Genomic DNA, 23,018 nt, shown 5'->3' on the forward strand with positions numbered 1-23,018 from the left:
TCCCGATCCGTCACACACGCCCCGTGCGCAGGCAATCAGCGGATCGCGCCTTTGAACATTCCAGACATGATGTAGCGCTGGAAGATCAACGCCAGAACCATCGGCGGAATGATGCTCACCACGGCGACTGCATTGATGAGACCGTAGTCCGTGTACACATCGCGCTCGCCCACCAGCATGGCCGCGACAACCTGAAGGGTCATGGAATTCTGCGTCTTTGCCAGGATCAGGGGAACCAGGAATGCGCTCCATGTGGTCATGAACACGATGATCGCTGTTACGATCAGCCCGGGCACCGCCAGCGGCATGACGATGCGTACGAGCAGCATGAAGCGGCTGCACCCGTCGATGCGCGCGGCGTCCTCCAGTTCCAGAGGAATAGCCGAGAAGTACTCCCGCAGAATCCATATGGCAAAAGGGAGCTCCAGGGCGGTGAGCACAACGACAATGCCAAGGAGGCTGTCGATCAGCCCAAGCGCCTTCATGAGGACGAACAGCGGGATGAGGATGGCGACAATCGGGACGGACCGGATCACCAGGGTACCGCCCAATACGGTGCCTTTGCCGCGGAAATCGAATCGGGCGAAGGCGTACGCTGCGGGCGCCCCCAGGCCAATCGTCAGGAACACCGTCGCGAACCCCACCGCAAACGTATTGACCATGACCCGCGGGATCCAGAGAACAAATGGAGGGATCCAGGTGGCCGCAAGGTTCGGTTGGTACTCCTGGCCGTAGCGCTTTCCCGCAAACACCGCGTAGTAGTTCGTGAACCAGGGATCTGCTGGCTTGATGCGTGGTGGATATTGGAACAGTTGTTCATTGGTCTGGAAGCTTGATGCCAGCGTCCACGCGAATGGAAAGAGGATGTAGGCGAGGAGCAAGGTCGCCGCCAGTACGAGCAGCCCCTTCCGGAGCAGACGGCCTGCGCGGATGGTTGCCATCACGATCGCTACACCTCCGTTTGCCGGTACAGGAGGCCTAGGTAGACGCCCGATAGGACGACTACGAGACCCGCGGTCACGAAAGCAATGGCTGATCCGAATCCGAAGTCCCAGTATCGGAAGGACGTCACATACGCCCAGTAAGACAGGGTTGTCGTGGCTCCCGCGGGGCCTCCCAGTGTCATCGTGAAGATCAGGTCGAACATCTTCAGGGCGGCTGCGCTCTGGAAGATGAGGATGACCACCGTGATGTTCTTCAACAGGGGCATGGTGATGAACAAGAAGCGCTGCGCGACGTTGGCGCCATCGACCATCGCTGCCTCGTAGATCTCCGCGGGGATACCCTGGAGCGCCGCCAGGAACAAGAGCGCAGAGAACGGCATCTCCTTCCAGATGTTGGCCATGATCACGGAGAACATGGGGTAGTCGATGAGCCAATTGACCGGTTGTGCGATCACGCCTACAGTCTGGAGCACGTGGTTGAGCACGCCGTACCGAGCGCTGTAGAGCCACCACCACATGGTACCGGCCGCGATTCCCGGAATTGCCCACGGCAGGAGGAGCGAGGTTCGCACAATACCCCGCCCCGGGAATTCTTGGCTGAGCAGTAGCGCTGCGGCCAGGCCGAGAACCGTGGAGGCGACGATGGATGTTGCTACGAGGACCGTTGTGTTTGTCAGCACCTCGCGACTCGGCCCGTCAGTGAAGACGCGAACGAAGTTACTGAGGCCGACGAATACCTCCGGGCGGGGTGACGCCTTGAGATTCCAGGCGAACCAGCTTGTATAGAACGCGAAGCCGAGCGGCAGAAGAATGAGCGCCGCGATGAGCGCAGAGGCAGGGATCAGTCCCGCGAGAACGAACCGCCGATCGCCGGACCGTACCTGCCCCAGGGTCCGAGACGCCCGGGCTAGCGCTGCTACATTCCTCGCCATATGCGCTTACCTCACCCCCGGGCCACGTGTGCTTGCCGCGCCGGAGACCCGGTCACTTCTTCCCCAATTCATCGGCTCGCCGGGCAATCGCCTGGAGGGTCTGCTCGACCGTCTGTCGACCCAGCAGCGCCTTCTGGAGTTCCTGATTCATGGCGTCCCGCAGCTCTGGGAAGAACGGCTCCATGTACTGTGGAACGATGTCAGCATACGTCTTCAGCTTCGCCATGGTGGCCTTGGCCTGGCTGAGATCCACCCACTTGCTCCAGGAGTCCAGGATCTCCTTGTCGGTCTCGAACGCCTTGAACGAAAGCCCGCGCGCGTTGAAGCCACCGTAGGGCCGGACTAGGTTCTCGGGAGCCGCCAGCCAGCGCATAAAAGCGTCGACGGCCTCCCAGTGCCGTCCTCCCCTGGCTCTGGCGCGTGACGTCACGGCGAAGATGTCGGTCCTGGCCATGTTGATCCCCTTGTCCGGCGCTGGTGCGATAGCGAAGTTGCCAGCCTCCTTCGAGGCCCCTGAGGAGTTGAACCGGATCAAGTCGTGGAAGCTGACCTGAAACCCCATAGGAACATCCCCGCGTCCGAGGAGTTCGGAGATCTTGCCGGCATCCAATTCAAACGAGGTGCGGTCGAAGATGCCGCTCTGCAGCCCCTGTACCATTAGCTGTAGGGCCCGATAACCTGGGGAAGTCTTCTCGAGGAACTGCGGGCGAAGGGCCTTGTCCCAAAGGGTCCCGCCCATGCTCGCGGTTATGAGCTCCCATGACCAGTGGATGCTGTCGGAAGATGAGGTGACGTTCCATGGCCACACGATGGGAGCGGTGAACATCTTCTTCTCCTTCATCGTCATGGCAATGTTGGAAACTTCGTCCCACGTTGTGGGCGGCTTGCTGAAACCTGCCTGGCGAAGCAGACGCATATTGTACGGGAAGATGTGCACGGCGTGGAAGTAGGGGACACCGTGCAAGACGCCTTTGTACGAAGAATTGGAGCGAGCGCTCGCGGTCAGGTCGCGCTTCAATTGACCAGACCAGGCGAGCCCCTCTATGTTGGTGAGGAAACCCGCTTTGACAAACGACGACAGGTCGCCATACATGATGGCAACCACGTCCAGATCATCTGGGTTCCCAACTATCACGGAGAGCGCTACGTCACGGATCCGGCCTGACGGCGTGGGCCGCCAGTTTATCCGGATACCTGGATTCTGCACCATGAACTTCTTCGCGGATTCCTCGTTGATAGTTGGGAGAGCCGTGGTGGTCATCCATGTGACTGTCTCGGGTTGCTGGGCCAGGCCAATGGGCGGCAAAGCAAGGAGGGCTGCCAAGAAGCACACGACCAAGATCCGGAGGGCGACGTGCCTTTCTGCGACCCGACTCCAGTGGACACCATCCATATTGTGCCTCCCCTCTCGCTGTCTCCGGCTGTTTCAAGGTGAAGCCACTGTTCTATGCGGCGCCGTCACCTCCCCACTTCACTGCGGGCGAATCCACCCGGGCCGTCGGCCACGATCACCGTTACCCCGAGTAGCCACTGTTTGTGGTGTAGCAACCATGCGCGCTGCCGACGGTTGACGAAGGCCTACGTGCTTTCCGGATCGCACCCGAAGCACAAGGGACCGCACGGCCTCAATGAGCCCGTCCAGGTGCACTTCCATTGCGCGCTGAGCAGCTGCAGGATCTCGCCCCTCGATCGCCGACAGAATGGCGTTGTGTTCGCGAGCACATTGAACGTGCTCGCGCGCTCGCGCCTTGCGAACGAACGCCGACACCTCGCGATTCTTCCTGATCATCTCCAGCAGACTCATGAGCAGTCCATTCCCGGAAGCCGCAGCGATGCTCTGGTGCAGAGACACATCGTGCTGCGTGTCGATCGACCCCTCCGACACGGCGTGGCTGTGGGCGACGATGGCTTCCCGCATGTCGGCAATCTGGGCTGGGGTGGCTCGGGTTGCAGCAAGACGCGCGGTCTCCCGTTCGATCCCCCGGCGGGCTTCCAATACCTCGATGAGCGCCTCGGGATCCTTGAAGAAGAAGAAGGATGTGATCTTGCGACCACTGGATTCGCGTTCAAGTGCAACGCGTAGAACTTGCAGGCGAGCGAGGCCTTTCCTGGTCAACGCCCGCCCGAGCTTCCCGGCCTTCCGAGTGCACCCAAGCATGTCAAAGTCCCTGAGCACTCGGCCTACCGTGGCCTCTCCGACTTCGATACCCGCGACACGCAGGTGTTGCTGTAGCTGCGAGGCACCTATCCACCCGGACGTCTTCGCGAGAACGTCGAGGACGACGAGCTCCATCTGCTGTCGGCGGTTGTGCATCAGGTCTCCCTGCGAGGGTTTATCATCATCGATGAAGAAGATAGCATCAATCGCGTCGTTGCGTCAAGAAGCTGGGCATTCACCGTTCGGCTGGGCACGACATCGAGTGAAAGAGGTGACCGGGGTGAACCGAGTAGCGGCTTCCTTGCTTCGTGAGTTTAGCATTACCCTGCTCATGGCAGCAGGCTTTCCGCACCACGATGCCTCTGACATGGCGGAGTGCCTGCTCGTGGCCAGCCTCCGGGGAGTCGACACACACGGTGTGACGCGTCTGCCGGCTTACATCCGGGTCGTTCAAAGCGGCAAATGCCCGGCCGCCGCAGACATACGTGTGGTCGCCGACGCAGGCTCGGCCGCCCTCCTCGATGGCGGAGGCGGGTTCGGCTTCGTTCCCGCGACCCGCGCCATGCGCATCGCTATTGAGAAGGCCAGAGCATGGGGGATCGGGGCAGTTGGCGTGCGGAATTCCGGGCACTACGGAATGGCCGCGTGCTACCCTCTGCTTGCGGTCCGAGACGGCATGCTGGGCATCGCCGTTACGAACTCCGACGCGCTGGTTACCGCACCGGGGTTCCGCGGACGCCTGGTGGGCAACAATCCGGTCGCCCTGGCTGCCCCAGCCGGCGATGGGCCTCCCCTGGTGCTTGACATTGCTTCAAGTGTCGCATCCATGGCGAAGATCCGTCGAGCACAGGCCGCCGGCGAATGTATCCCCGCTGGATGGGGGGTTGATGCCAGCGGCCACCCAACCGACGACCCCGGCGCCGTCATCGACGGCGGCGCCCTGCTCCCATTTGGCGGGCACAAGGGGTTTGGGCTGGCTCTGTTTGCGGAGGTCCTTTCCGGGCTGCTGACTGGAGGGCCATTCGGCAAGCATGCTCATGCCGGTCTGCACTACGGGGGAACGAAAGATGACAAGTGCGGGCACTTCCTTGTGGCTGTCAGCGTCGATGCGTTCATGCCTGCGGATCAATTCGCCCAGCGCATGACGGCATGGATTGCCGAACTCAAGTCACACCCGGCAGTGGACGGTGAAGACCGCGTCAGGTTGCCAGGGGAGAGGGCGTACCGTGAGGAGCGCCGCCGGTTGGCCGAGGGCATTCCCCTGTCAACCCGCGATGCGAAGGAACTCCGAGTGTTGGCCCGTGAGCTGCGGGTCCCACCTCCATTGGAACTCGAAGGGTGACGCCGAGACAGGTTTCGCAAGCCCGCCCTTGATTTCTTCTTGATTCTCAGAAGCCGCATCTTGCGGTCTCCTTGATGATCCTCCATGGGATACTGTGGGTGGCCGATTCGGCGCATATCAGTTCTTGATCGCGTTTCGGGAATCGCCGCAGTACCACGGACCCCATACGCAGCGGTAATTGCTCCACCAGGTATGGGGGACCGCATACGAGCCGGAACGACATCTGCTGCAGGTGAATACCAGTTACATGCGCCGGAAGATCGAGCTTGATCCTGTCCGACCTCGTTACATCCTGACTGAACCGGGGGATCGGATACCGGCTGAGAACTGGCGGCTGAAGGTAGCCCGATTTCTGTTTCCCCACCCTCTGGAGGCGACAACGACATTCCCGAAGCCACAAGGTAATCACGCCCTGGCAAGGGCGGAGGTGTCTCGAGTTCCTGGGGCGTGCCAGGCATTCGAATCGGGGGCGTCCGACCCACGACACCGGCGACGGTCTGATTCACACCCGGAAGCGACGAGTAGAAACTGTGGTGGTGAATGAAAGCGTCTACGAAAGGGAGATTGTCCTATCCGGCTGACTCCAAAGCATACAACCGGTAGTAGGCAGTGGGGCCGTGGTGCGTCGCCAGCCCCAGGAGCGTTTGGAAAGCCGCCTCGGGGTTGCGCGTGCCAGTCGCGATAGGGGACTACCTGATGCTGCAGGCGGTGCGCGACAGCGGCGGTACCGCGCTGGCGGTCACCGACGACGAGATGCTGGTAGCGATGCGCGAACTGGCGTCGGTTGAAGGCGTCTTCGCCGCGCCCGAGGCCACCGTGGCCGCGCTGCCGGAGCTGATTGACCGCGGCGCCGTGACGCCAAAGGACAGCGTGCTGCTGCTGCTGACCGGCGCCGGGATGAAGTACACCAACCTGGTGCCCGTCAGCCTGCCGCTGGTGGATACGGAGCGGCCGGGAGAGACGATCGTCTAGGGCCGCGGGCGGACGCCCAACGCCGGCGGCACGCCGGCGCTACTTGCGGGGCGCCTTCGCCTTCTCAGCCATGCCTGCCCTTATCTTCGCGTAAGTTGCCGCGGCCGCGCCGGCCAGCAGCCACGTGTCGCTCCCGGCCGCCACAAACCGGAACCCCTGGCCCAGACGCTCCAGCGTCTGCTCCGCGTTGGACGCCATGTAGCCCGCGGCGATACCGTACCGCCGCGTCGCCGTCAGGACACGCTCGACGGCCGCCTTGAACTCCGGGTGGTCGAACTGGCGGAAGCAGCCGAGGTTCGCGGAAAGGTCGTTGGGTCCGATGAAGAGCACGTCTACGCCAGGCGTCGAGGCGATCTGTTCCACGTTCGCCAGCGCCTCGGTCGTCTCGACCTGACAGATCACCACCACCTGGCTGTTCCACCGGGTGAAATAGTCCACCAGGTCCGCGCCAAAGCGGTTGACCCGGCTGCCTGCCACGCCCCGGATCCCCTCCGGCGGGTACTTGGCGGCCGCCACCGCGGCCTGCGCCTGCTCAGGAGTGTTGACCAGCGGAACGATCACGCCGTAGGCGCCCCGGTCCAGCGCCTGCTTGATGAGCCCCGGATCGTTGGCGACCACGCGGACGAGCGGGGTCACATTGGTGCCCTTCATGGCCCGCATCTGATCTTCTAGCGTTTCGGTGTTGGCCGGGCCGTGCTCGGTGTCGAGCAGAAGCCAGTCCATCTCGAAGGCGGCCAGCAACTCAACGATGGACGGCGACGGGATGCTGATCCAGTGGCCTACGGTGGGAAGGCCCTGGGCCAGGCGAGACTTGAGCGGGTTGGTGAACATGAACTGCGCACCTCCGGAGATGTGAGCGGTTTCTTGGGACGAACTCGTGGAGCGTCCTCTGCTTGGAGCGTCCGTTGTGTCTATTACGACGGGAAGGAGGAGTCCCCTCTGTGGGGCCAGAGGCCGGCCTCACGCAGATAGGCCAGGACGGTCTCGGTCGGGACCTGCCAGACGAAGCTGGCCCGGTGGGGCTTGAACCCGAGCTCCGTGTTGATCTTGCGCATGGGCGCGTTCGAGTCGGCGTTGCCTGTGCGCACGAAGCGCACCTCGGGTCCGTCCGCAAGCACCTTCTCCATCATCGCCGCCTTCAGCCAGCGGCCAAGACCCAGGTTCTGAAACTCGCCAAACACGGCGGTCCCGCGCTGCTCGAGCAGGGCAGGCCGGTTCGGGTTCCACGCGACATCGGTGAAGCCGGCTATTCGGCCGCCGGCGCGTTCACGCGCGTACATCGTCCATACCTGTGTACCGCAGGCACGGCCGATCTTCTCGAACTCGCGGATCTGCTGCGGCGTCCAGTGGAAGTCCTCCATGTCCAGGTCATCTCTCGGAGCCCGGTTGATGGACTCGAACATCACGGCCACCTCTTCGATGCTCTCCTCCGGGTAGTCGCCTTCCCACAGTCCGAGATCGAATCCTGATGCACGCTCCCGGGCTCCCTCCTGCCAGCGCCGGAGCAGATCTCTGTCGAGATCCTGTAGGTCGAGCTGGTTCTGGTGGCCTGCGAGGACCATCCGGGCGCCTATTCTCTCCATGAAGGCGGCGGCCGCCGCCTCGTACTCGCGCCGGCTCGCGCTCCTCGGGTCAAACGGCTCGATCCTCACCATACCAGGCATCCTCATCGACGCTGCGGCACTCCAGCGCATCCTATCCGATCGGCCTACCGCAACAGGACGATGATACCCCTGCGCAGCCCGATGAACCAGTAGCCGCGTTGAAAGGATCCGGGTCGGCGTCCAAGGAGGAGCGGGGAACAGGGATGGGGATCGTTGCGTTGAACCAGGAAATCGAGGACCAGCGAGGAGAGACGGTGGTTATCACGAAGCCGAGGACCCTCGTCTATAGGGCGCAGTGCTTTGGGGGGTGAGCGCACCGTGAGACAGAGCCGAAGGAAGTTTCTCAAGATCGCAGCGGCCGCGGGCGGAGCGCTGGCGCTCCGGGGGTTTCCCGAAGGGATGCTCGGCCTGGGCGCCGCCGAGGGCAGCGCCTTGGGCCCGGTTCCCCATCCCGGCAAGGTGGCACTGGTCAAGACCGGCCAGCACCGGGACGGCGTGCTCAGGGCCCTGCGCCTCTTCGGCATGCCGGATGTGCGCGGCAAGTCCGTCGTGGTGAAGCCCAACTTCAACAGCGCCGATCCGTTCCCGGCTTCCACCCACGATGAGACGCTGCGGACGCTGATCGAGAGATGCAAGGAAGGAGGGGCCCGCGAGATCACGATCGCCGACCGCAGCGGGATGGGGGATACCGCCCGCGTGATCCGCGACAAGGGCGTAGACACGCTCGGCCGCGAGATGGGCGTAGGGGTCGTGGCCCTCGAGCACCTGCCTGCCTCGGAGTGGCGCAACCGCTCCTTCCCCGGGTGGAACTGGCAGAAAGGCGTCATCTACCCTGTCCTGTTCGAACGCGCAGAGGTCATCATACAGACCTGCTGCTTGAAGACCCACGGCCACGGCGGGCACTTCACGATGTCGCTCAAGAACACGGTAGGCATGGTGGGCAGGCGCGACGCCGACGGCTACGACTACATGCGGGAACTGCACGGCTCGCCACTCCAGCGGACGCTGATAGCGGAGATCAACCAGCTCTACCAGCCCGCCGTGGTGGTCCTCGACGGCATTCAGGCGTTCATAGACGGGGGACCGGCGAGGGGCACACTTGCCAGGCCCGAGGTGGTGCTGGCAGGCACCGACAGGGTGGCACTGGACGCGGTCGGAGTGGCGCTGCTGCGCATGCACGGCGTGGTGGGCGCCACGGCCCAGGGCAGGATCTTCGATCAGGAGCAGATACGCCGGGCAGTTGCGCTGGGGTTGGGGGTCTCGACGCCCGGTGCCATCGAAATGACAACAGACAGTGAGGAAGGCCGCGCGGTCATCGCGGCGGTGAGGAGCGAGCTGTCCAAGGGGTAGAGGCGGATCGGCCAACTGGGAGCGCCTCACCGACCAGGAGGCCGATCCCCGAGGAGAGGTATTCCGGCTCCTGGAGGATTCCGAGGATCGCCAGGCACTCTCCGCCGACGGCATCGCGCCGCTGCTCGTGCCGGAGTTGGCCGTCCTCACCATTTGAAGAGTCTGGGGCCGGAAGCCGGGGTCTTCGTTCGCGTCGGTTCGACCAACCGCCGTGCCGATCCCGCATTGACTGATGAGCTCCGGCGTTCCGTTCGGAATGAGAGCTTCGACGAGCAACCGATGCCCGACCTCGACTCGGAAGCGATCGACTTCCGAGCCGCTTCCGAGTCGTTTGCCCCTGTCCGTGCGCTCAGGCGGGGAGACCTCGTGATACTGCGCGTCACCACCAGATACCAGGGGCGTATGGTTCCCACCGTCGGGGGGGTGCTGCTCTTCAGCAGGGACCGGGAGCGCTACTTCCCCGACGCGTGGATCCAGGCCAGGCGTTGAGGAAGCCATCCGGTTCATCCAAAGGAACACCGCCCGCCAGGCGGTGATCGGAGAGGTTCGCCGTGTGGACCGATGGGCGTTTCCGCCGGTGGCTGTTCGGGAGGCCATCGTCAACGCCGTCGTCCACGCCGACTATTCGCAACGGGGAGCGCCCATCCGTGTCTCGATTTTCGACGACCGCATCGAGATCGAAAACCCCGGCCTGCTGCCGTTTGGGCTCACGATCGCCGACATCAAGCAAGGCATCTCCAAGCTGCGCAACCGTGTGATAGGTAGGGTGTTTCACGAACTGGGACTGATCGAGCAGTGGGGGAGCGGCATCCAGCGGATGACCGGTGCCTGTGGGGACGCCGGGCTCGACCCGCCGCGGTTCGAGGAGATCGGAACCCACTTCAGGGTCACGCTGTCGGCCGTCCGCCGCAGGCCGCCCACGCTGGACGAACTGGACGAGCGAATCGTCGGAGCGCTCCGCAAGAGGGACGGCCTCGCTACCCACGAGATTGCGAGGGCAATCGGGCGCACTGAGCGTACCACTCGCTCCAGGCTTATCTCACTGATCGGTCGGGGCCTGATCGTTGAGGTGGGTACAGGACCCCACGATCCCAGGCGTCGGTACTTCCTGGCATCGGGCGACGGAGCATGATGCGGTACACGGGTAGGCAGAGGGAGTCTCCCCCACACCCTTGGCCGGGGGGAAGGCGTGTTTCCGCGAACCCCGAGGCCTCCGTCCAAAGGCCCTCGTCCTCGGCAGCGGCCCCAACGCGCTCGAGGTAGCCATTACCGAGTCTGACCGGCGGCCGGCCGCCGCCGTGTCAGGCGCGCTGGTGGCGAAGATCCGGGATCTCGGCCTGCAGCCCTTCCGCGCCCCCGAGCCTCTGCCGCCGATTGGGGAAGACGAGATCCACCTGGTCTGCTGGATGGGCGTGTACACCGCATGAGTATCGTGGAAGACCCGCGCGCCGCGCCGCCGCCGCAACCGTAGATCCTTTCGGCCGATAAGACCGGTAGATCGCCCGTGCGTCTGGAGAGCCGTGGCTGAGCCAGGGATTGACAAGGCATCCCCCAGAGAAGTAGTGTATAGACTGTTTATACCGTTATAATTGCTCTCTGGGAGGATCCGAGAAATGACCAGGGCCCTTCGGCAGATTACCACGGTCGGCAACAGCCTTGGAGTGACGCTGCCTCGCGATTTGCTCGAAGCCTATGGGCTAGAGAAGGGGGCTCTTGTGGAACTGCGCCCCACCCGAGAAGGGTTACTGATTCAACCGGCGAGGGTTGTTTCCGCGCTCTCCCCACAAGGCACCGAACTGACGAAGGGCATAGTACGGCGCTACCGGAAGGCCCTCGATGCTATGGCTAAGGGCCACCGCGCCGTGGGTGAACGGTAGCGCATGGAGCTTCCGCCGCTCACCGTCGCGGAAGCTGAGGCAATCCACGCCGCCGTCATGGAGGAATACGCGGTGGAGCCCGCTGACGAGTACACTCAGGCGGCAACCCTGCTTTGGGGAGTGATCCGAAGCCACCCCTTCGTTCAGGGTAACAAGCGTACGGCGTCTGTGCTCGCTTTCTTCTTCCTTGAGCGTGCTGGCTACCGTGTGGAGGCACGAGAACAGGCCGTTTTGGATCTAGTCAACGGTGTGAACGAGGGGAAGGTCACCGTCGAGGCCGCCGCGGCTTGGTTTCGCAGATACACGGTACCCCCCGCGGAATGACCGGCACCCCTGACATCCGAGCCTCTGCCGCCGCATGAGGTGTCCTTCGACCACCCCCCCGCACAATTCACAGGCCGCTGCCGATGCCTGGATTGCATGAGCCGCGAGAGGAACAGGAGCCTCCGGCTGAGGGTCCCGCTTGGGCAAGACAGAGGAGATCAGGATTGTCTTCCGCGGTCTCTCCGCCCGCGGGCGAGGTGCGCTCATCGTCGGCATCAGCCGCCGCGGCGTGCATGTAGCAGAGGTTGTTGACGTCAGGGCCAGCTTCGACCAGTCCCCACCGGCCCCGTATCTCGCCACGACGGCAGTGTTCTCCTGGCAGGAGTTCAGGGGGCGAGAGCGCTGCTACAGCGGTGACGACGGCTCGGGATGCCTGCGCCAGCGGATCGTGGCCGGGGCGATTTCGTTGATCGCTGCCCACGGAGGAGCCCACGCTTGGCTCACTTCCGCGCGCAATGTGAAGCTCTCATGAGTTGGGTAGCCGGTGTGTCGGAAGTGGAGGCCTACCTCCAGGCCTGCGGCTGGACCAGACGGCCTTCAGTGCTCGTTCACAGGCTCGCTGCCGAGACGGCAAAGCGGCTGGGCGTCTCGGCTGAACGAGTTCGCCAGCGAAGCGCTGGCGCTCACGGTGGGGGCGAGCGGCGCTGTTCCTGTTCTTGACGGGACGGTCAGGATGGGGAGCCGGAGCGCGGGACATTGACATATGTACACTTGAGCGTACACTATGAGCATAGGCCAGCAGTGGAGGTGCTCGTGTGGACAAGGTCATCGGGGTTGTGGCCGCTCGGAGCAACCTGAGGAAGATCCTGGAAGGCACATCCAGGGGCGCCCGGTACATCATTACCTCTCGGTCGCAGCCCAAGGCCGTGCTTGTGAGCGTGGAGGAACTCGAGACTCTTGAGGTCATGGCCGATCACGCGCTTCTGGACGAGATCCGGCAGGCGAAGGACGACATCAAGGCAGGACGCTATGTTCCTTATGAGGAGTACTTCGGGCAGGGGTGATGGTACGCGTCTTCGTCACTCGGCGCTTCCAACAGAGCTTCGAAGCGCTTGATCCCCCCATCCAGGCAAGAGTGCGCGCCGCGCTGGAAGGGATCCGACTGAATCCTCACCTCGGGAAGGCGCTCACCGGACCGCTGGCCGGGGAGTTCTCGCTCCGCGTTGGCGCCTACCGCATTGTCTACACATATCTGCCTGCCGAAGAGGCAGTCTGGCTGGAAACGGTCCGCCACCGCCGGGAGGCCTATCGAAGGCGCAGGCCCTGACAGCGGCGCCGATCAACCGATGTACCGCCGCTCGTTGTGCCACGCGAGGAACTCCGGCTTCGGTCGGGCTGCGAGACTGTCAGGCACCCATATCCGGCTGCCGTGCTTGGCGAGGTACTCCTCGCCGTTGTCGAATTCGGTCCGGAGTTTCTTGCTGACCTCCATGCGGTACTCGGGCGTCACGGTGACGTAGCCCCGATCGAATAGGATGTGGAGGTCGCTCCTGAGCAGGAGCCCGTTGTCCACCCGGTGCTCGCCACCCTCGGCATACGGACGGATGTGCGCCGCCTGGAGGACCGGCAGAGCCTTCTCGCCTGTCACCGCGCACTTCCGGCGGTAGGCGTCCGCGACCATTATCTTGAACGATCCCTGCCCGAGGCGAGGGAGAACCGCGACAGGCTCCCCGTAACGCTTGGCAGGCTGCGGGGTCTCGCCGACTGCCCCTTCCAGATGAAATGCCCGCATCCGCAGCCGTTCCTGGATATCCTGCCAGAGGGTTCTCCCCGGCTCGACGGTCAGGTCGTATGTCTTTCCGCGAACGATGTTGGCGTGCCAGGCAGGAACCGGGAGCCACTCCTCACGCGGGAAGAAGAACGGCTCCTGGAGCAAGATACAGCCGATCTCATAGTCCTCGTGCGGGGCCGAACGGATGCGGCGGTAGCGCTCGATTCGGGCGCGCATCTCCGGGAGGCTCTCGGCACCGTTGCTTATGTCAAACGCCTCCCATGCGAGGCTGACGCGCAGCCTGGTCCGGTGGGAGAAGACCCCTCCGCCCACGATGAAGTCATGGGGGCGGTGGAGCTTGAAGAGGAGCAACTCGCCGGGTCTGAGCGCGTGGAACCCTCCGCCCGGGCTCGGCTGCCAGAAGTTCACCTCGTCGAGGGCCCCGGCGCTCCGGAGATGCTCGAACCAGTTTCTGTCGGTGACGGCGACGTAGGCGTTCATGGCCGCTCGGCATCTGGCTTCTCGGCCAGCCGCGCCACTGCCTGCTCCACCCTGTCCATCTGTTCGACCAGCCGCCTGAGTTCTGCGCGCACCGCGCCGTGATCCCAGGCGACGCTATCCTGCCGCGTCCCCGCCGGGCGTTCCGGACCCACCTGTCTGTCCTGCCCGATGAAGTACGCCGCGATAGAGGCGGCCAGGGTTGAGACGAGCCCCACTCCGGCCAGCATCAGCACAACGGCGATGGCGCGGCCCCATGGGCCGACTGGAGCTATGTCGCCATATCCCACCGTCGTCGCCGTGACGATGGCCAGCCACATTCCATCCAAGACGCCGCCCTTGACCTTCTCAGGTTCGACCATGTGCAGGAGCACACCGCCGGCCAGGATCAGGAACACGTTTACCGCGGCGAGGTAGACGAGCCCCGGCCGTCCGATGGCCAGCCGCAGGGCTTTGAGGCCCCGCAACAGGACCACAGGAATCCGCAACAGCCGGAGCAGCCGGACGAGCCTGGCCAGGCGCAACAACCCCATGAGCGCCGGAAGCATCGGAAAGGACAGGACGACTATCGCGAGGCTGAGCCGGTTGGACCGAACATAGGTCCTGCGATCGCGCGACAGCGCCAGCCTGACGGAGTACTCGGCAAGGAAGACGGCCCAGACCGTCCAGTCTCCCACCACGATCAGGAGGCTCCGGGCGCCCCGTTCCGGGGCCACCGTAAGGGGAATGGTGACGAGGGCCGCCAGGACGACGGCGATCTCCAGGGCGCGATCCAGCCGGCTGCGCACGAGTCGGCAATTCGGCCCCTGGCCCCCTCTATACCTGCCCATACCGGCGGTTCGGGCTGCGGGTACGAATCCGAGAACCGCCGGGGCGCCGGCCTTGGCAATCGAGAGCTTCGGGCGCCGATAGAAAGACGGGGGAATCGTGGGGACCGGCGTCGTATAGGAAGAGGATAAGGTAGTACAGTAAGAGTATTGACAGTATATTTCCTGGACTGTACAGTGAGGCCGCGGATCGAGCGCACGTTCATAAGCCGCCGGATTCGGGAGAAGCTCCGAAGGCGGGGCATCGAGCCCTATCATGCCAACCAGGCCATTCGCAATCGAGAGGTGTTCCGCCGGGCCAGGTACGGCGCGTACCTCGTGCTGGGCCGCGACGAGACAGGCCGGTTGCTGCTGGTCGTCTTTCACCTGCGAGGAACGACCGCGCACATCGCAACCGCGCGACAGGTGACGTAATCAGATGGCCCGAGCGCTGAGGCGGTTGCTGCCGGAGTTCACCAGCGAGCGCGAGCTCGTGCGGTTCCTCGACGATCCGGCGGCCGATCTGTCCGCGTACAACCTCGAGGCGTTCGGGGAGCGGGCGGACGTCGAGGTTGATGACGCGTCTCTTCGCCTCCAGGAAGAGGCTGAGTACGGCCGTGGCGAGCCTCTGCGTCCCGTCACGATGAGGCTCGACAACGCCCTGGTACGCGCCTTGAAGCGGATTGCCCTCCGGAAGGGCCTCTCGTACCAGACGCTCGCCCGAATGTGGCTTCGGGAGCGGGCCATCGAGGAGCTTAGGGCCGCAACCCAAAGACCTCGCAAGCAGGAGACCTCGCGACTAAGTCGTACTCTGCACTTGTAAGTGTCTCAGCGGCATCGAACCTACCAACGGAAGGGGGGAACGTCGTTGCCAGCCAAGAAGCGCGCCAAGCCAGCTCGCAAGGCTCCCGTTAAGAAGAAGGCGGCGGCCAAGACCACTGCCCGCAAGAAGAAGCCCGCCAAGGCGAAGCCGGTACGCAAGCCCGTTCGCGCGGCCAAGAAGGCCCCGGCGAAGAAGCCGGTCAAGAAACCCGTCAAGAAGCCCGTCAAGGCCCGGGCGAAGCGGCCCGCTAAGAGGCGAGTGGTTCCGGTTGCACCGCCAGCCCCGGTCGCACCGCCGGCCCCGGTGGCGCCGCCGACTTTCTGGGGGACCCCGCCCGCATAGGTACAGGACCCGACCGGCTCAGACCCCTGCTTCCACCGCGGAGCAGGGGTCTTTTGTTGAGTGCCCTACCCCACCCTCGCCGTCCTAACCTCTGCCCCCAACACCACCCGGGCCGCGCCCGCGGCCGCCAGCGTCACCACCAGCAGCAACGACGTCAACGCGGCTGCCCCGCCCCATGATCCGTTCACGATGAGCGACATGATGGCGAAGGTCGCCACGACGTGTCCCGGAGAGACGAGGAAGACCACGATGCTCACGTTGACCACGGTACGGATGGACGAGACCGCGAACACGTCCACAATGGCCCCCCGCAGCAGCGGTAGGTAAATGTCCCGGACCACGTCCAGGCTTGTGGCACCCAGGTTGCTCGCCGCCTCCTCGATGGCCCGCTCGATCTGCCGGAGGGAGGCGGCAATCGTCTGGTAACCCAGCGGCAGGTGCCAGAAGGCCAGCGCCAGGGCCAGGATCCAGTAGGTGCCCACCAGCTCGAGCGGCGGCTGGTTGAACGCCAGAACATAGCCCACCCCGACGAAGACGCCCGGCAGCGCGCCCGGCAGCATCGCGACGAAGTCGAGAAGGCGCCGCACCGGGCTGTCCCTGGAGGCGAGGAAGGCCAACAACACCGCGAGGACGACCGTCATCGCCGCGCTTCCCGCCGCCAGCTTGAGGCTGTTCACCAGGGTGCCCACCCGGTCCAGCGAGAGGCGCCAGTGGTCCATTGTGATGGACCAGTCATATCCCCAGACCGCGACGAACGCTCCCAGCACAATGGTCAGGTACACGAGCACCACCAGCACCGAGGCGAACGCGCAGATCGCAAACACGGTCCACCGCAGCCCGGGCGGGATCCCTAGCGATTCCATGCGCCCGCCGCGTCCCGTTACCGTGACGTACTGCCTCCGTCCGATAATGTGGCGTTCGAGGAAGAAGAGCACGACCGTGGGGACAATGAGCATTGAGACAACCAGGGCCGCACCCCTGGCGTCACCCATCCCCTCCAGCCGGAACCAGGCCTCTGTTGCCAAGAGAGGGAACCCGCCGGCGATGATTACCGCGTTACCGAAGTCGGCCAGGACGGTAATTGCCACTACGAGAAGCGCACCGGTCAGGCCCGGCCTGGCCAGTCCCAGTGTGATGTCCCTCAGCACCCGCCGCGGATCCGCTCCAAGACTGGCGGCGGCCAACTCAAGGGTGGGGTTTATCCCCCTGAGCACGCCAGTGATGATAATCGCGGCGTAGGGAAAGAACGCCACGGTCTGGGCGAGCCAGAGTCCAGGCAGGCCGAAGATGTTCACGTTGAGCCCGAGCAGGGACCGTGTGATCAACCCCTGCTTGCCGAACAACAGGATGTAGGCAAGGGCCACCATGAAGGGAGGAGCGAACATCGGCAACTGGACGATCACGCGGAAGAACCTAGCGCCGGGGATGTCGCGCCGCGTCATCGCGAAGGCGAAGACCAGCCCGAGGGCCGTCGCCGACGTGCTCGACAGCACCATCATGAGAAGGCTGTTCCGCGCGGCCTGCATCCACCGCGCGCTATCCGGAATGGCTAGGTAGTCTTCCAGTGCTGGGAACACCAACACGCGGAAGGTCGGATACAGGACGAATGTGACAAGCAGCAGGCCGGCGGCGACGAACGCCGCCAGCAGGCCGGGATCGGCCGTCAGCCGTCGCATCCGGTTCGGTCTAGCGGCCTACGTCTCGGGTCCACCTCTCCCTGACGCGGCTCATGTTCGCGATGGCCCACTCGCGGTCGTACTTGACCAGCTTGATGCTGTCGAACGCCGGCATCCCGAGAGGGCTGGGGACATCGCCCCTGACCGGGTAGGTCAGGTGGAACTTCACGCCGATGTCCTGGGCCAGCCGCGAGTACAGGAAGTCCACGAACTCCCTGGCGCCTTCTGGGTTGGGGCCTCCCTTGATTATCGAGACCCCTCCGATCTCGAAGCCGGTGTCGGTCGGGAGCACGATGTCAATTGGCACACCTCGGTTGCGGGCGATGAGGCCTACGTGCGCCCAGTTCATCCCAAGTGTTGCTTCCCCACGCTCCACCAGTGTCATGGCCGCTGGAACCGTGGGCGCGTACTGCGATGTGTTGGCGTGGAGCGCCCGCAGATAGGCCCACCCGCGGTCCTCGCCGAGCCTAAAGAATTGGGTGGCAGCGAAGATGTACCCGGCGCCGGTCGTGACCGGGCTGGGCTGGACGAAATGCCCGCGGTATGCCGGCGCCAGCAGATCGTCCCAGGTCCTCGGCAGCGAGACCCCGGCCGCTCCCAGCGTCCGGTCAAACAGCGGGCGGTTGACGACGGCCGCGAGCACGCCCAGGTACCACCCGTTCCAGAACCCCTGCGGGTCCACGAGCTCCTTGCCGATGCCGGCCTGGGCTATCACCGGGGAGCGGTACTGCGCCAGGATGCCCTCGGTTGCCAGCGGCGCGTGGAAGTCTATCGAGCCGCCCACGAAGATGTCCGCGCGGGGTCGGGCTTTCTCGGCCACGATGCGCGCGGCCATGGTGCCGGCGGCGGCCACGGTCAACATCTCCACCGGGATGCCCGTCCGATCGGTGAACGCCTTGACGATCCGGCTGATCACGGTCTCGTCCATGGCAGCATAGATGACGATCCGGCGCGGCTGCGCCTGGGTGTGGACCGCGCCTGTAAGGGTCAGGGACAACAGGAGAACAACAACGGCAAGCGTCCTCACGAAATCTCCCTCCGCACTAGCAGTCTTGTACCGCCCTCTGGATTCCCCCACCGCCTTTATACGGGGCGCACGCGGGTCTTACCTTCCCCCCACTCAACCCCCGCAGCGTCTTCCCCGTCCACCTAGCGGGAACAACACTTCCCGGAGGAATGATGGATGCGCACCCACCACCTATCAAGCGTTCTCCTGATCACCGCGCTGCTGGCCGGACTCGCCAGCGCGAACGCGCGCGGCGCCGGTCCGGCAGCCGTTCCGGCCGAGTACGCCGACCTCTATCCGATGCTGGCAGCCAAGCTCCGCACGATTGATAGCCACATCACCTCACGGTGGCGCGGCGAGCGACACGATACCCTCTTCAGCGCCGAGCTGCTGGCGGCCAACAGCAACCAGGGCGAGACGCTGCTGCGCCCGCAGGCGTGGCAGGTGGTCATGCTCAACCTCGATCGGCTGCAACTGGTGGGCGTCCGCGGGGTCAAGGTGGCGATCAAGTACCCTATTTTGGTGCCGGGTTTCCCGCGCTCGGCCGAGTACCTTGAGTTCTTCAAGCGGCTGTCCGCCGAACTGAAGAGGCGGAACGTGAAGTTCCTGGCGCAGATGACGCCCGGATTCCGCGAGCCGGCATTCAGCTCCCTGCCTGTGGCCGGCCACTACACCGGGCTCACGCTCGAGCGCTACATGCGCGAGACGCGGCAGATGGCCGAGGTGATCATCCGCGAGATCAAGCCTGACTACCTGACCATCGTAAACGAGCCGCACACGGCGCAGGAGAACACCGGCCTGCCGTTCACCGTGGGAAACTTCACCGGGGTCGTGCAGCATGTCCTGAACGGTCTGGACCGCGCGGGCGTCCAAGTCGGCGCGGGCACCGGGACATGGGACGATCTGGCCTACGCGCAGAGTCTGGCCCGGACCACGCTCGACTACCTCGACATGCACATCTACCCGATCAACCAGGACTACGTGGTTGACAAGGCGATCAGGTTCGCGGACATCGCCCGTCGGGCCAACAAGAAGTTGGTGCTCGGCGAGGCGTGGCTGTACAAGACCCGCGACCACGAACTGCGCGGCCAGGCGGTCGCCGCCGCCCCGGCGCTCTTTGCGCGCGACGTCTTCAGCTTCTGGGAGCCGCTCGACGTGGAGTTCATCGCGATAGTGGGAAAGCTCTCGCACTTTCTCAACATTGACTTCACGTCGTTCTTCTGGTCGCGACACTTCTACGGTTATGTCGATTACGGGGAGAGTACCAGGGGACTGCGGCCGGCCGAGTTGTTCAGGCAGGCCAACCTGGCCGCGGCGCGCAACATGATGGCCGACCCGCCGCAGCCCACGCGTACCGGGATGGCGTTCCAGCGGCTGGTCAGATAGCGATCGCGACGCCGGCGGCCGGCTCCACCACCTGCACCTCCGGCACGAGTTCCCGCCACAACCCCGGCACCTCGGTGTGAACCGGCACCAGGATCTCCGGCCGCAGCCGCCTGACCATCCGCACCAGGTCGGCCTGACCGGCGTGTCCGGAGGCGTGGCTGCGCAGACGGCCGCGCACGCCCAGCAGGTCCAGCCAGTTGTCCAGGCGTCGCTCGTCCTGGGCCTGCTCCTCGCTGTGCGCCTCGCTGGCAGAGTGGATGAACAGCGCGTCGTCCCCAGCGCCCGGGCCAGCGCCCAGGCCAGCGCCCAAACCCTGATCACCGCCCACGCCCAGGTCAATCAGGTTGTGGACATCCCAGAAGGATAGCGCCAGCATTAGACTTGAGCGCGCCGGCCGCAGCTCGTCCGCGGTCCCCACGGTGGGCCACCTCAGCACCTGGCGTTCCCACATCGGATAGTCCTGATCCCGGTAGGTGCCGCTGCCTTTGCGCTCCTTGAGGATCAGGATCGGCTCCATCTTCGGGTCGGGCACCAGTGGATGCCGGCCGTGCAGGTGCTCCAGCAGGAACGCGTCCTGGGGAAGGACGACAAGGGAGCGGCCGGTCTCCCTGGCGATGCCCAGGAAGGTGGACAGGCGGTAGAGGTCGCGCGGCGCGAAGTCGGCTATCACCGGCCCTGCGCAGCCGCGCACCGCCTCCAGGCACTCCGCGAAGACGTCCTCCTCGGTCCGGCGCTCGGTGGCGTCCAGGCGCGTGCCCTCGGTGATCAGCATCCAGACGCCCTCGGCCGCCGCGGACTCCAGCATGGCTTCGCTGAGGTGCGCCTCAGGTCCGTGGAAGCGCAGGTCGCCGGTGTAGAGGATGTTTCCCCGCGAGGTACGCACCAGAAAGGCCATGCAGCCGAGCATCGAGTGGTCCACCGGCAGGGCGCGGCAGGAGAGCACTCCGGTCGTGAACTCGGCCTCGACGGTTTCAAAGCGACGCGGCACGACATCGTCGTAGGGTGGGAGGGCCGGCCTGGGAAGGAAGTTGAGGATTTCTGTCTCGAAGTCGCGCGACCGGCTGAGGGCCATGGCCTCGAGGGTGGCGTGGCACAACGGGGAGCAGTACACCGGGATCCGTTCGTCCAGGAAGCCGACGTGGCCGGCGTGATCGAGGTGGGCGTGGGAGATCAGGACCGCCTGCGCCGCGGGCGCGCCGTGGACCGGTAGCTCCGTGTGCTGCGCCATCTCCAGCAGGTCGCGCCGGTAGAGACCGGGGACGGCCGGCAGCACGCCGGTGACAAGCAGGTCGGTTAGGCCAGCAGCGGTGCGCGGTTTGAGGTACTCCTCGAAGAACTGTCCCCGGCGGGTGTAGCTGATGCCGAAGTCGAGGAGGAGGCCGGAGTCCTCATCCTCCAGCAGGATCTTGTTGCCGCCGATCTCGCCGGCGCCTCCGAGGACGGTGAGGCGCAGCATGGGACCGACTACCCGCGCGCCCGGCGTCGCATCGTACCGTCTACATGCCCCCGCCTGCCAGGCGGCGGGCCAGCGCGAGCAGGATCCGCAGGTCGTCCTCGCTCAGGTACTCGAGCACGGCCAGCAGGGCTCGGAGCGACCCGGTCTCGGGCGATGGGGCCTGGTGGGCGCCAATCGCCGGCTCGATGTTGAAGCGGCTGAAAGCCCGCTCCCGGCGGGTATTAGGGGTCTCCATGCGCGGTGATGCGACGCGATAGGCCGCGATCTGCGGCTGGTCCGGCTCGTCGGGCGACTGGTCCGACTCCCCGGGCGGCTCGTCGATCTGCGCCATGATCGGCGTCTCGTCCGGCGTCTCCGGCAGGGCCTCGGACATGACCTCGATGTAGGCGAGCATCTCGCTGGGAGACCGGCCGAGCGCCTCCGCCACACTTGCCAGCACGTCGGTTGACGGCCGCTTGTAGCCGCGCTCCACCTCATAGAGATACGAAGGCGAAACACCCGACTCAGTGGCCAGGGCGTCTCTGGTCATCCCGCGTTCCCTCCGCAGCCGCCGGATCGCCCTGCCATAGTTAAGATATGCCCTGGCGCGCCCGGCCCCCATGGTTCGATCGGATCTTTCACTCCTGCCGGACCTCTCACCCCTGCCGGTCATCTGGCCACCCCGCTACCATACTCGCTATAGACTTGACAAACTCCACTATAGCATATATACTGGGCTAAAGCGAATATTGGAGGCTGCGCAAATGAATGATTCCCAGGCGCCTGTCACCACTCTCATGGCTCTCTTCGCAGAAGGAGCGATTCGCTATGGCGAGCCGAACTCCTTCTCGGGCCTGACCCTGTTCCCGCTGTTCACGGACTGCCGGGCTCGCTTCGAGTATCTCCTGCTTGCTCAGGCAGTCGAGTCAGGAGTCGCCGTGATCGAGGAGATCGGTGGTGGGACGGTACCCGGACTGCGCATCCACAACCAGGGCGAGAAGCCGGTCCTGCTGCTGGATGGCGAGCACCTGGTCGGCGTCAAGCAGAACCGCGTCCTCAATGCCACGATCCTGGTGCCGGAGAAGACCGCGCTCGACATCCCGGTGTCCTGCGTCGAGGCCGGCAGGTGGGGCGCCCCGCGCTCAACGGCGATGCCCACGAGCCCGGCGCTGTTCTTCAGCACCCGCGCGGTCAATGTCCAGGCGGTGGCGGACTCGGTCCGCCGCCACGGGACGTACGAGGCCGATCAGTCGGCCGTCTGGGAGGGTGTGGACGAGACGCTGCGCGCGGTGGGAGCCGCATCGCCGACGTCGGCCATGCACGCTGCCTACGAGCACAGGGCGGACGACATCGAGGAATACCTGAAGCGGCTCCCGAGACAACAGGGACAGACCGGCGTGGTCGCCGCGGTGGGCGGCCGCGTCGTGTGCGCGGACCTCTTCGACCGGCCGGAGACCCTCGATGGCCTCTGGGATCGGCTCATCCCGTCGTATGCCGTCGAGGCGCTGGCGAAGGGTGATGGCGGAGCGACAGGCGATGGCGGCGCGCAGAGCGCGTCGGGGGAGGCCGAGACATTCCTGAGTTCCGCCCGGAGCGCCACGGTCACGGCGCACGGCGCAGTTGGCCGCGGCACCGACCTGCGGATCACCGGAGGCGGCGTGGTGGGCGCGGCGCTGGAGGTCGAGGGCGCCGTCCTGCACCTCTCGCTGTTTCGGATCAAGGATCGCGGTCAGAACGGGCGATCGCGCGCCGCGGGGTTCGCTCCGATGGGCGAGCGGAGACGGCGGAAGACCTAACAGGAGCCTCGGTCTGCTTGGGCACTTGACCCGATG

At 64.9% G+C, this 23,018-nt stretch carries 28 protein-coding genes; 17 read left to right on the plus strand and 11 right to left on the minus strand.

What is annotated here, in order from left to right; all coding sequences use genetic code 11:
• Positions 1–35: 35 nt before the first annotated feature.
• From RDU83_10130 to RDU83_10140, 3 genes are read right to left on the minus strand one after another with little or no spacing between them, the layout of a single operon-like run.
• Positions 36–941, minus strand: coding sequence for a carbohydrate ABC transporter permease (locus RDU83_10130; protein ID MDQ7841371.1), 906 nt, complete (start codon positions 939–941; stop codon positions 36–38).
• Positions 942–949: 8 nt separating this feature from the next.
• Positions 950–1,876: a sugar ABC transporter permease gene (locus RDU83_10135; protein ID MDQ7841372.1), complete on the minus strand. Its 927-nt coding sequence runs from the start codon at positions 1,874–1,876 to the stop codon at positions 950–952.
• A gap of 52 nt (positions 1,877–1,928) precedes the next feature.
• Positions 1,929–3,269 (minus strand): extracellular solute-binding protein, encoded by a 1,341-nt coding sequence (locus RDU83_10140; protein MDQ7841373.1) that lies wholly within the window; start codon positions 3,267–3,269, stop codon positions 1,929–1,931.
• Between the two features lie 189 nt (positions 3,270–3,458).
• Here RDU83_10140 and RDU83_10145 point away from each other — a divergent pair, with 189 nt between their 5' ends.
• From RDU83_10145 to RDU83_10155, 3 genes are all read left to right on the plus strand, one after another.
• On the plus strand, positions 3,459–3,959 hold the full coding sequence (locus RDU83_10145) for a hypothetical protein (protein ID MDQ7841374.1): 501 nt from the start codon (positions 3,459–3,461) through the stop codon (positions 3,957–3,959).
• 355 nt (positions 3,960–4,314) lie between these two features.
• A complete protein-coding gene (locus RDU83_10150) occupies positions 4,315–5,376 on the plus strand; it encodes an Ldh family oxidoreductase (protein ID MDQ7841375.1) in 1,062 nt (353 codons plus the stop codon).
• Positions 5,377–5,985: 609 nt separating this feature from the next.
• Complete coding sequence (locus RDU83_10155) at positions 5,986–6,348, plus strand: pyridoxal-phosphate dependent enzyme (GenBank protein ID MDQ7841376.1); 363 nt, start codon at positions 5,986–5,988, stop codon at positions 6,346–6,348.
• A 39-nt stretch (positions 6,349–6,387) separates the two neighbouring features.
• Here RDU83_10155 and RDU83_10160 read toward each other — a convergent pair whose 3' ends face one another.
• Together RDU83_10160 and RDU83_10165 are read right to left on the minus strand one after the other, a co-directional pair.
• Positions 6,388–7,179, minus strand: a complete 792-nt coding sequence (locus tag RDU83_10160) for an aldolase/citrate lyase family protein (protein MDQ7841377.1) — start codon at positions 7,177–7,179, stop codon at positions 6,388–6,390.
• An 83-nt stretch (positions 7,180–7,262) separates the two neighbouring features.
• Positions 7,263–8,003 (minus strand): hypothetical protein, encoded by a 741-nt coding sequence (locus RDU83_10165; GenBank protein ID MDQ7841378.1) that lies wholly within the window; start codon positions 8,001–8,003, stop codon positions 7,263–7,265.
• Between the two features lie 267 nt (positions 8,004–8,270).
• Between RDU83_10165 and RDU83_10170 the strand changes: the two genes are divergently transcribed.
• The 9 genes from RDU83_10170 (at position 8,271) to RDU83_10210 (ending at position 12,770) form a co-directional block, all read left to right on the plus strand.
• The gene (locus RDU83_10170) at positions 8,271–9,302 is read left to right on the plus strand and encodes a DUF362 domain-containing protein (GenBank protein MDQ7841379.1); all 1,032 of its coding nucleotides are present in this window, start codon (positions 8,271–8,273) and stop codon (positions 9,300–9,302) included.
• Positions 9,303–9,581: 279 nt separating this feature from the next.
• On the plus strand, positions 9,582–9,791 hold the full coding sequence (locus RDU83_10175) for a hypothetical protein (protein ID MDQ7841380.1): 210 nt from the start codon (positions 9,582–9,584) through the stop codon (positions 9,789–9,791).
• Positions 9,792–9,855: 64 nt separating this feature from the next.
• Positions 9,856–10,434, plus strand: coding sequence for an ATP-binding protein (locus RDU83_10180; GenBank protein MDQ7841381.1), 579 nt, complete (start codon positions 9,856–9,858; stop codon positions 10,432–10,434).
• A gap of 40 nt (positions 10,435–10,474) precedes the next feature.
• On the plus strand, positions 10,475–10,729 hold the full coding sequence (locus tag RDU83_10185; GenBank protein ID MDQ7841382.1) for a hypothetical protein: 255 nt from the start codon (positions 10,475–10,477) through the stop codon (positions 10,727–10,729).
• Between the two features lie 186 nt (positions 10,730–10,915).
• On the plus strand, positions 10,916–11,179 hold the full coding sequence (locus RDU83_10190) for an AbrB/MazE/SpoVT family DNA-binding domain-containing protein (GenBank protein MDQ7841383.1): 264 nt from the start codon (positions 10,916–10,918) through the stop codon (positions 11,177–11,179).
• 3 nt (positions 11,180–11,182) lie between these two features.
• On the plus strand, positions 11,183–11,503 hold the full coding sequence (locus RDU83_10195; GenBank protein MDQ7841384.1) for a type II toxin-antitoxin system death-on-curing family toxin: 321 nt from the start codon (positions 11,183–11,185) through the stop codon (positions 11,501–11,503).
• Positions 11,504–11,642: 139 nt separating this feature from the next.
• On the plus strand, positions 11,643–11,975 hold the full coding sequence (locus tag RDU83_10200) for a hypothetical protein (protein ID MDQ7841385.1): 333 nt from the start codon (positions 11,643–11,645) through the stop codon (positions 11,973–11,975).
• Positions 11,976–12,258: 283 nt separating this feature from the next.
• On the plus strand, positions 12,259–12,507 hold the full coding sequence (locus tag RDU83_10205; GenBank protein ID MDQ7841386.1) for a type II toxin-antitoxin system prevent-host-death family antitoxin: 249 nt from the start codon (positions 12,259–12,261) through the stop codon (positions 12,505–12,507).
• The gene (locus tag RDU83_10210; GenBank protein MDQ7841387.1) at positions 12,507–12,770 is read left to right on the plus strand and encodes a type II toxin-antitoxin system RelE/ParE family toxin; all 264 of its coding nucleotides are present in this window, start codon (positions 12,507–12,509) and stop codon (positions 12,768–12,770) included. The genes RDU83_10205 and RDU83_10210 overlap by 1 nt, the downstream gene beginning before the upstream one ends.
• Before the next feature lie 12 nt (positions 12,771–12,782).
• Here the strand turns inward: RDU83_10210 and RDU83_10215 are convergent, their stop codons facing one another.
• A complete protein-coding gene (locus tag RDU83_10215; GenBank protein MDQ7841388.1) occupies positions 12,783–13,715 on the minus strand; it encodes an HNH endonuclease in 933 nt (310 codons plus the stop codon).
• Positions 13,712–14,500 carry an ion channel gene (locus RDU83_10220; protein MDQ7841389.1) on the minus strand — a complete coding sequence of 263 codons (789 nt, stop codon included), beginning with the start codon at positions 14,498–14,500 and terminating at the stop codon, positions 13,712–13,714. The genes RDU83_10215 and RDU83_10220 overlap by 4 nt, the downstream gene beginning before the upstream one ends.
• A gap of 216 nt (positions 14,501–14,716) precedes the next feature.
• Between RDU83_10220 and RDU83_10225 the strand changes: the two genes are divergently transcribed.
• The 3 genes from RDU83_10225 to RDU83_10235 are packed head-to-tail and all read left to right on the plus strand — an operon-like array spanning position 14,717 to position 15,683.
• Positions 14,717–14,953, plus strand: a complete 237-nt coding sequence (locus RDU83_10225) for a BrnT family toxin (protein ID MDQ7841390.1) — start codon at positions 14,717–14,719, stop codon at positions 14,951–14,953.
• A gap of 4 nt (positions 14,954–14,957) precedes the next feature.
• Positions 14,958–15,341, plus strand: coding sequence for a hypothetical protein (locus RDU83_10230; GenBank protein ID MDQ7841391.1), 384 nt, complete (start codon positions 14,958–14,960; stop codon positions 15,339–15,341).
• Positions 15,342–15,386: 45 nt separating this feature from the next.
• Positions 15,387–15,683, plus strand: coding sequence for a hypothetical protein (locus tag RDU83_10235; GenBank protein ID MDQ7841392.1), 297 nt, complete (start codon positions 15,387–15,389; stop codon positions 15,681–15,683).
• A gap of 65 nt (positions 15,684–15,748) precedes the next feature.
• On the opposite strand, the gene RDU83_10240 is transcribed toward RDU83_10235, so the two are convergent.
• Together RDU83_10240 and RDU83_10245 are read right to left on the minus strand one after the other, a co-directional pair.
• Positions 15,749–17,359, minus strand: coding sequence for an iron ABC transporter permease (locus tag RDU83_10240; GenBank protein MDQ7841393.1), 1,611 nt, complete (start codon positions 17,357–17,359; stop codon positions 15,749–15,751).
• Between the two features lie 10 nt (positions 17,360–17,369).
• Positions 17,370–18,386: an extracellular solute-binding protein gene (locus RDU83_10245; GenBank protein MDQ7841394.1), complete on the minus strand. Its 1,017-nt coding sequence runs from the start codon at positions 18,384–18,386 to the stop codon at positions 17,370–17,372.
• 156 nt (positions 18,387–18,542) lie between these two features.
• Here RDU83_10245 and RDU83_10250 point away from each other — a divergent pair, with 156 nt between their 5' ends.
• Positions 18,543–19,751: a hypothetical protein gene (locus RDU83_10250; protein ID MDQ7841395.1), complete on the plus strand. Its 1,209-nt coding sequence runs from the start codon at positions 18,543–18,545 to the stop codon at positions 19,749–19,751.
• Here the strand turns inward: RDU83_10250 and RDU83_10255 are convergent.
• Entirely contained in the window at positions 19,744–21,207 is a 1,464-nt protein-coding gene (locus RDU83_10255) for an MBL fold metallo-hydrolase (GenBank protein MDQ7841396.1), read from the minus strand. The two genes, RDU83_10250 and RDU83_10255, sit on opposite strands and share 8 nt — an antisense overlap.
• 40 nt (positions 21,208–21,247) lie before the next feature.
• Positions 21,248–21,859, minus strand: coding sequence for a helix-turn-helix transcriptional regulator (locus RDU83_10260; GenBank protein MDQ7841397.1), 612 nt, complete (start codon positions 21,857–21,859; stop codon positions 21,248–21,250).
• Positions 21,860–21,950: 91 nt separating this feature from the next.
• Here RDU83_10260 and RDU83_10265 point away from each other — a divergent pair, with 91 nt between their 5' ends.
• Positions 21,951–22,982, plus strand: a complete 1,032-nt coding sequence (locus tag RDU83_10265; GenBank protein ID MDQ7841398.1) for a hypothetical protein — start codon at positions 21,951–21,953, stop codon at positions 22,980–22,982.
• The last annotated feature ends 36 nt before the right edge of the window (positions 22,983–23,018 follow it).

The sequence above is a fragment of the bacterium genome (genome assembly GCA_031082185.1).
Taxonomy (GTDB): Bacteria; Sysuimicrobiota; Sysuimicrobiia; order Sysuimicrobiales; family Humicultoraceae; genus VGFA01.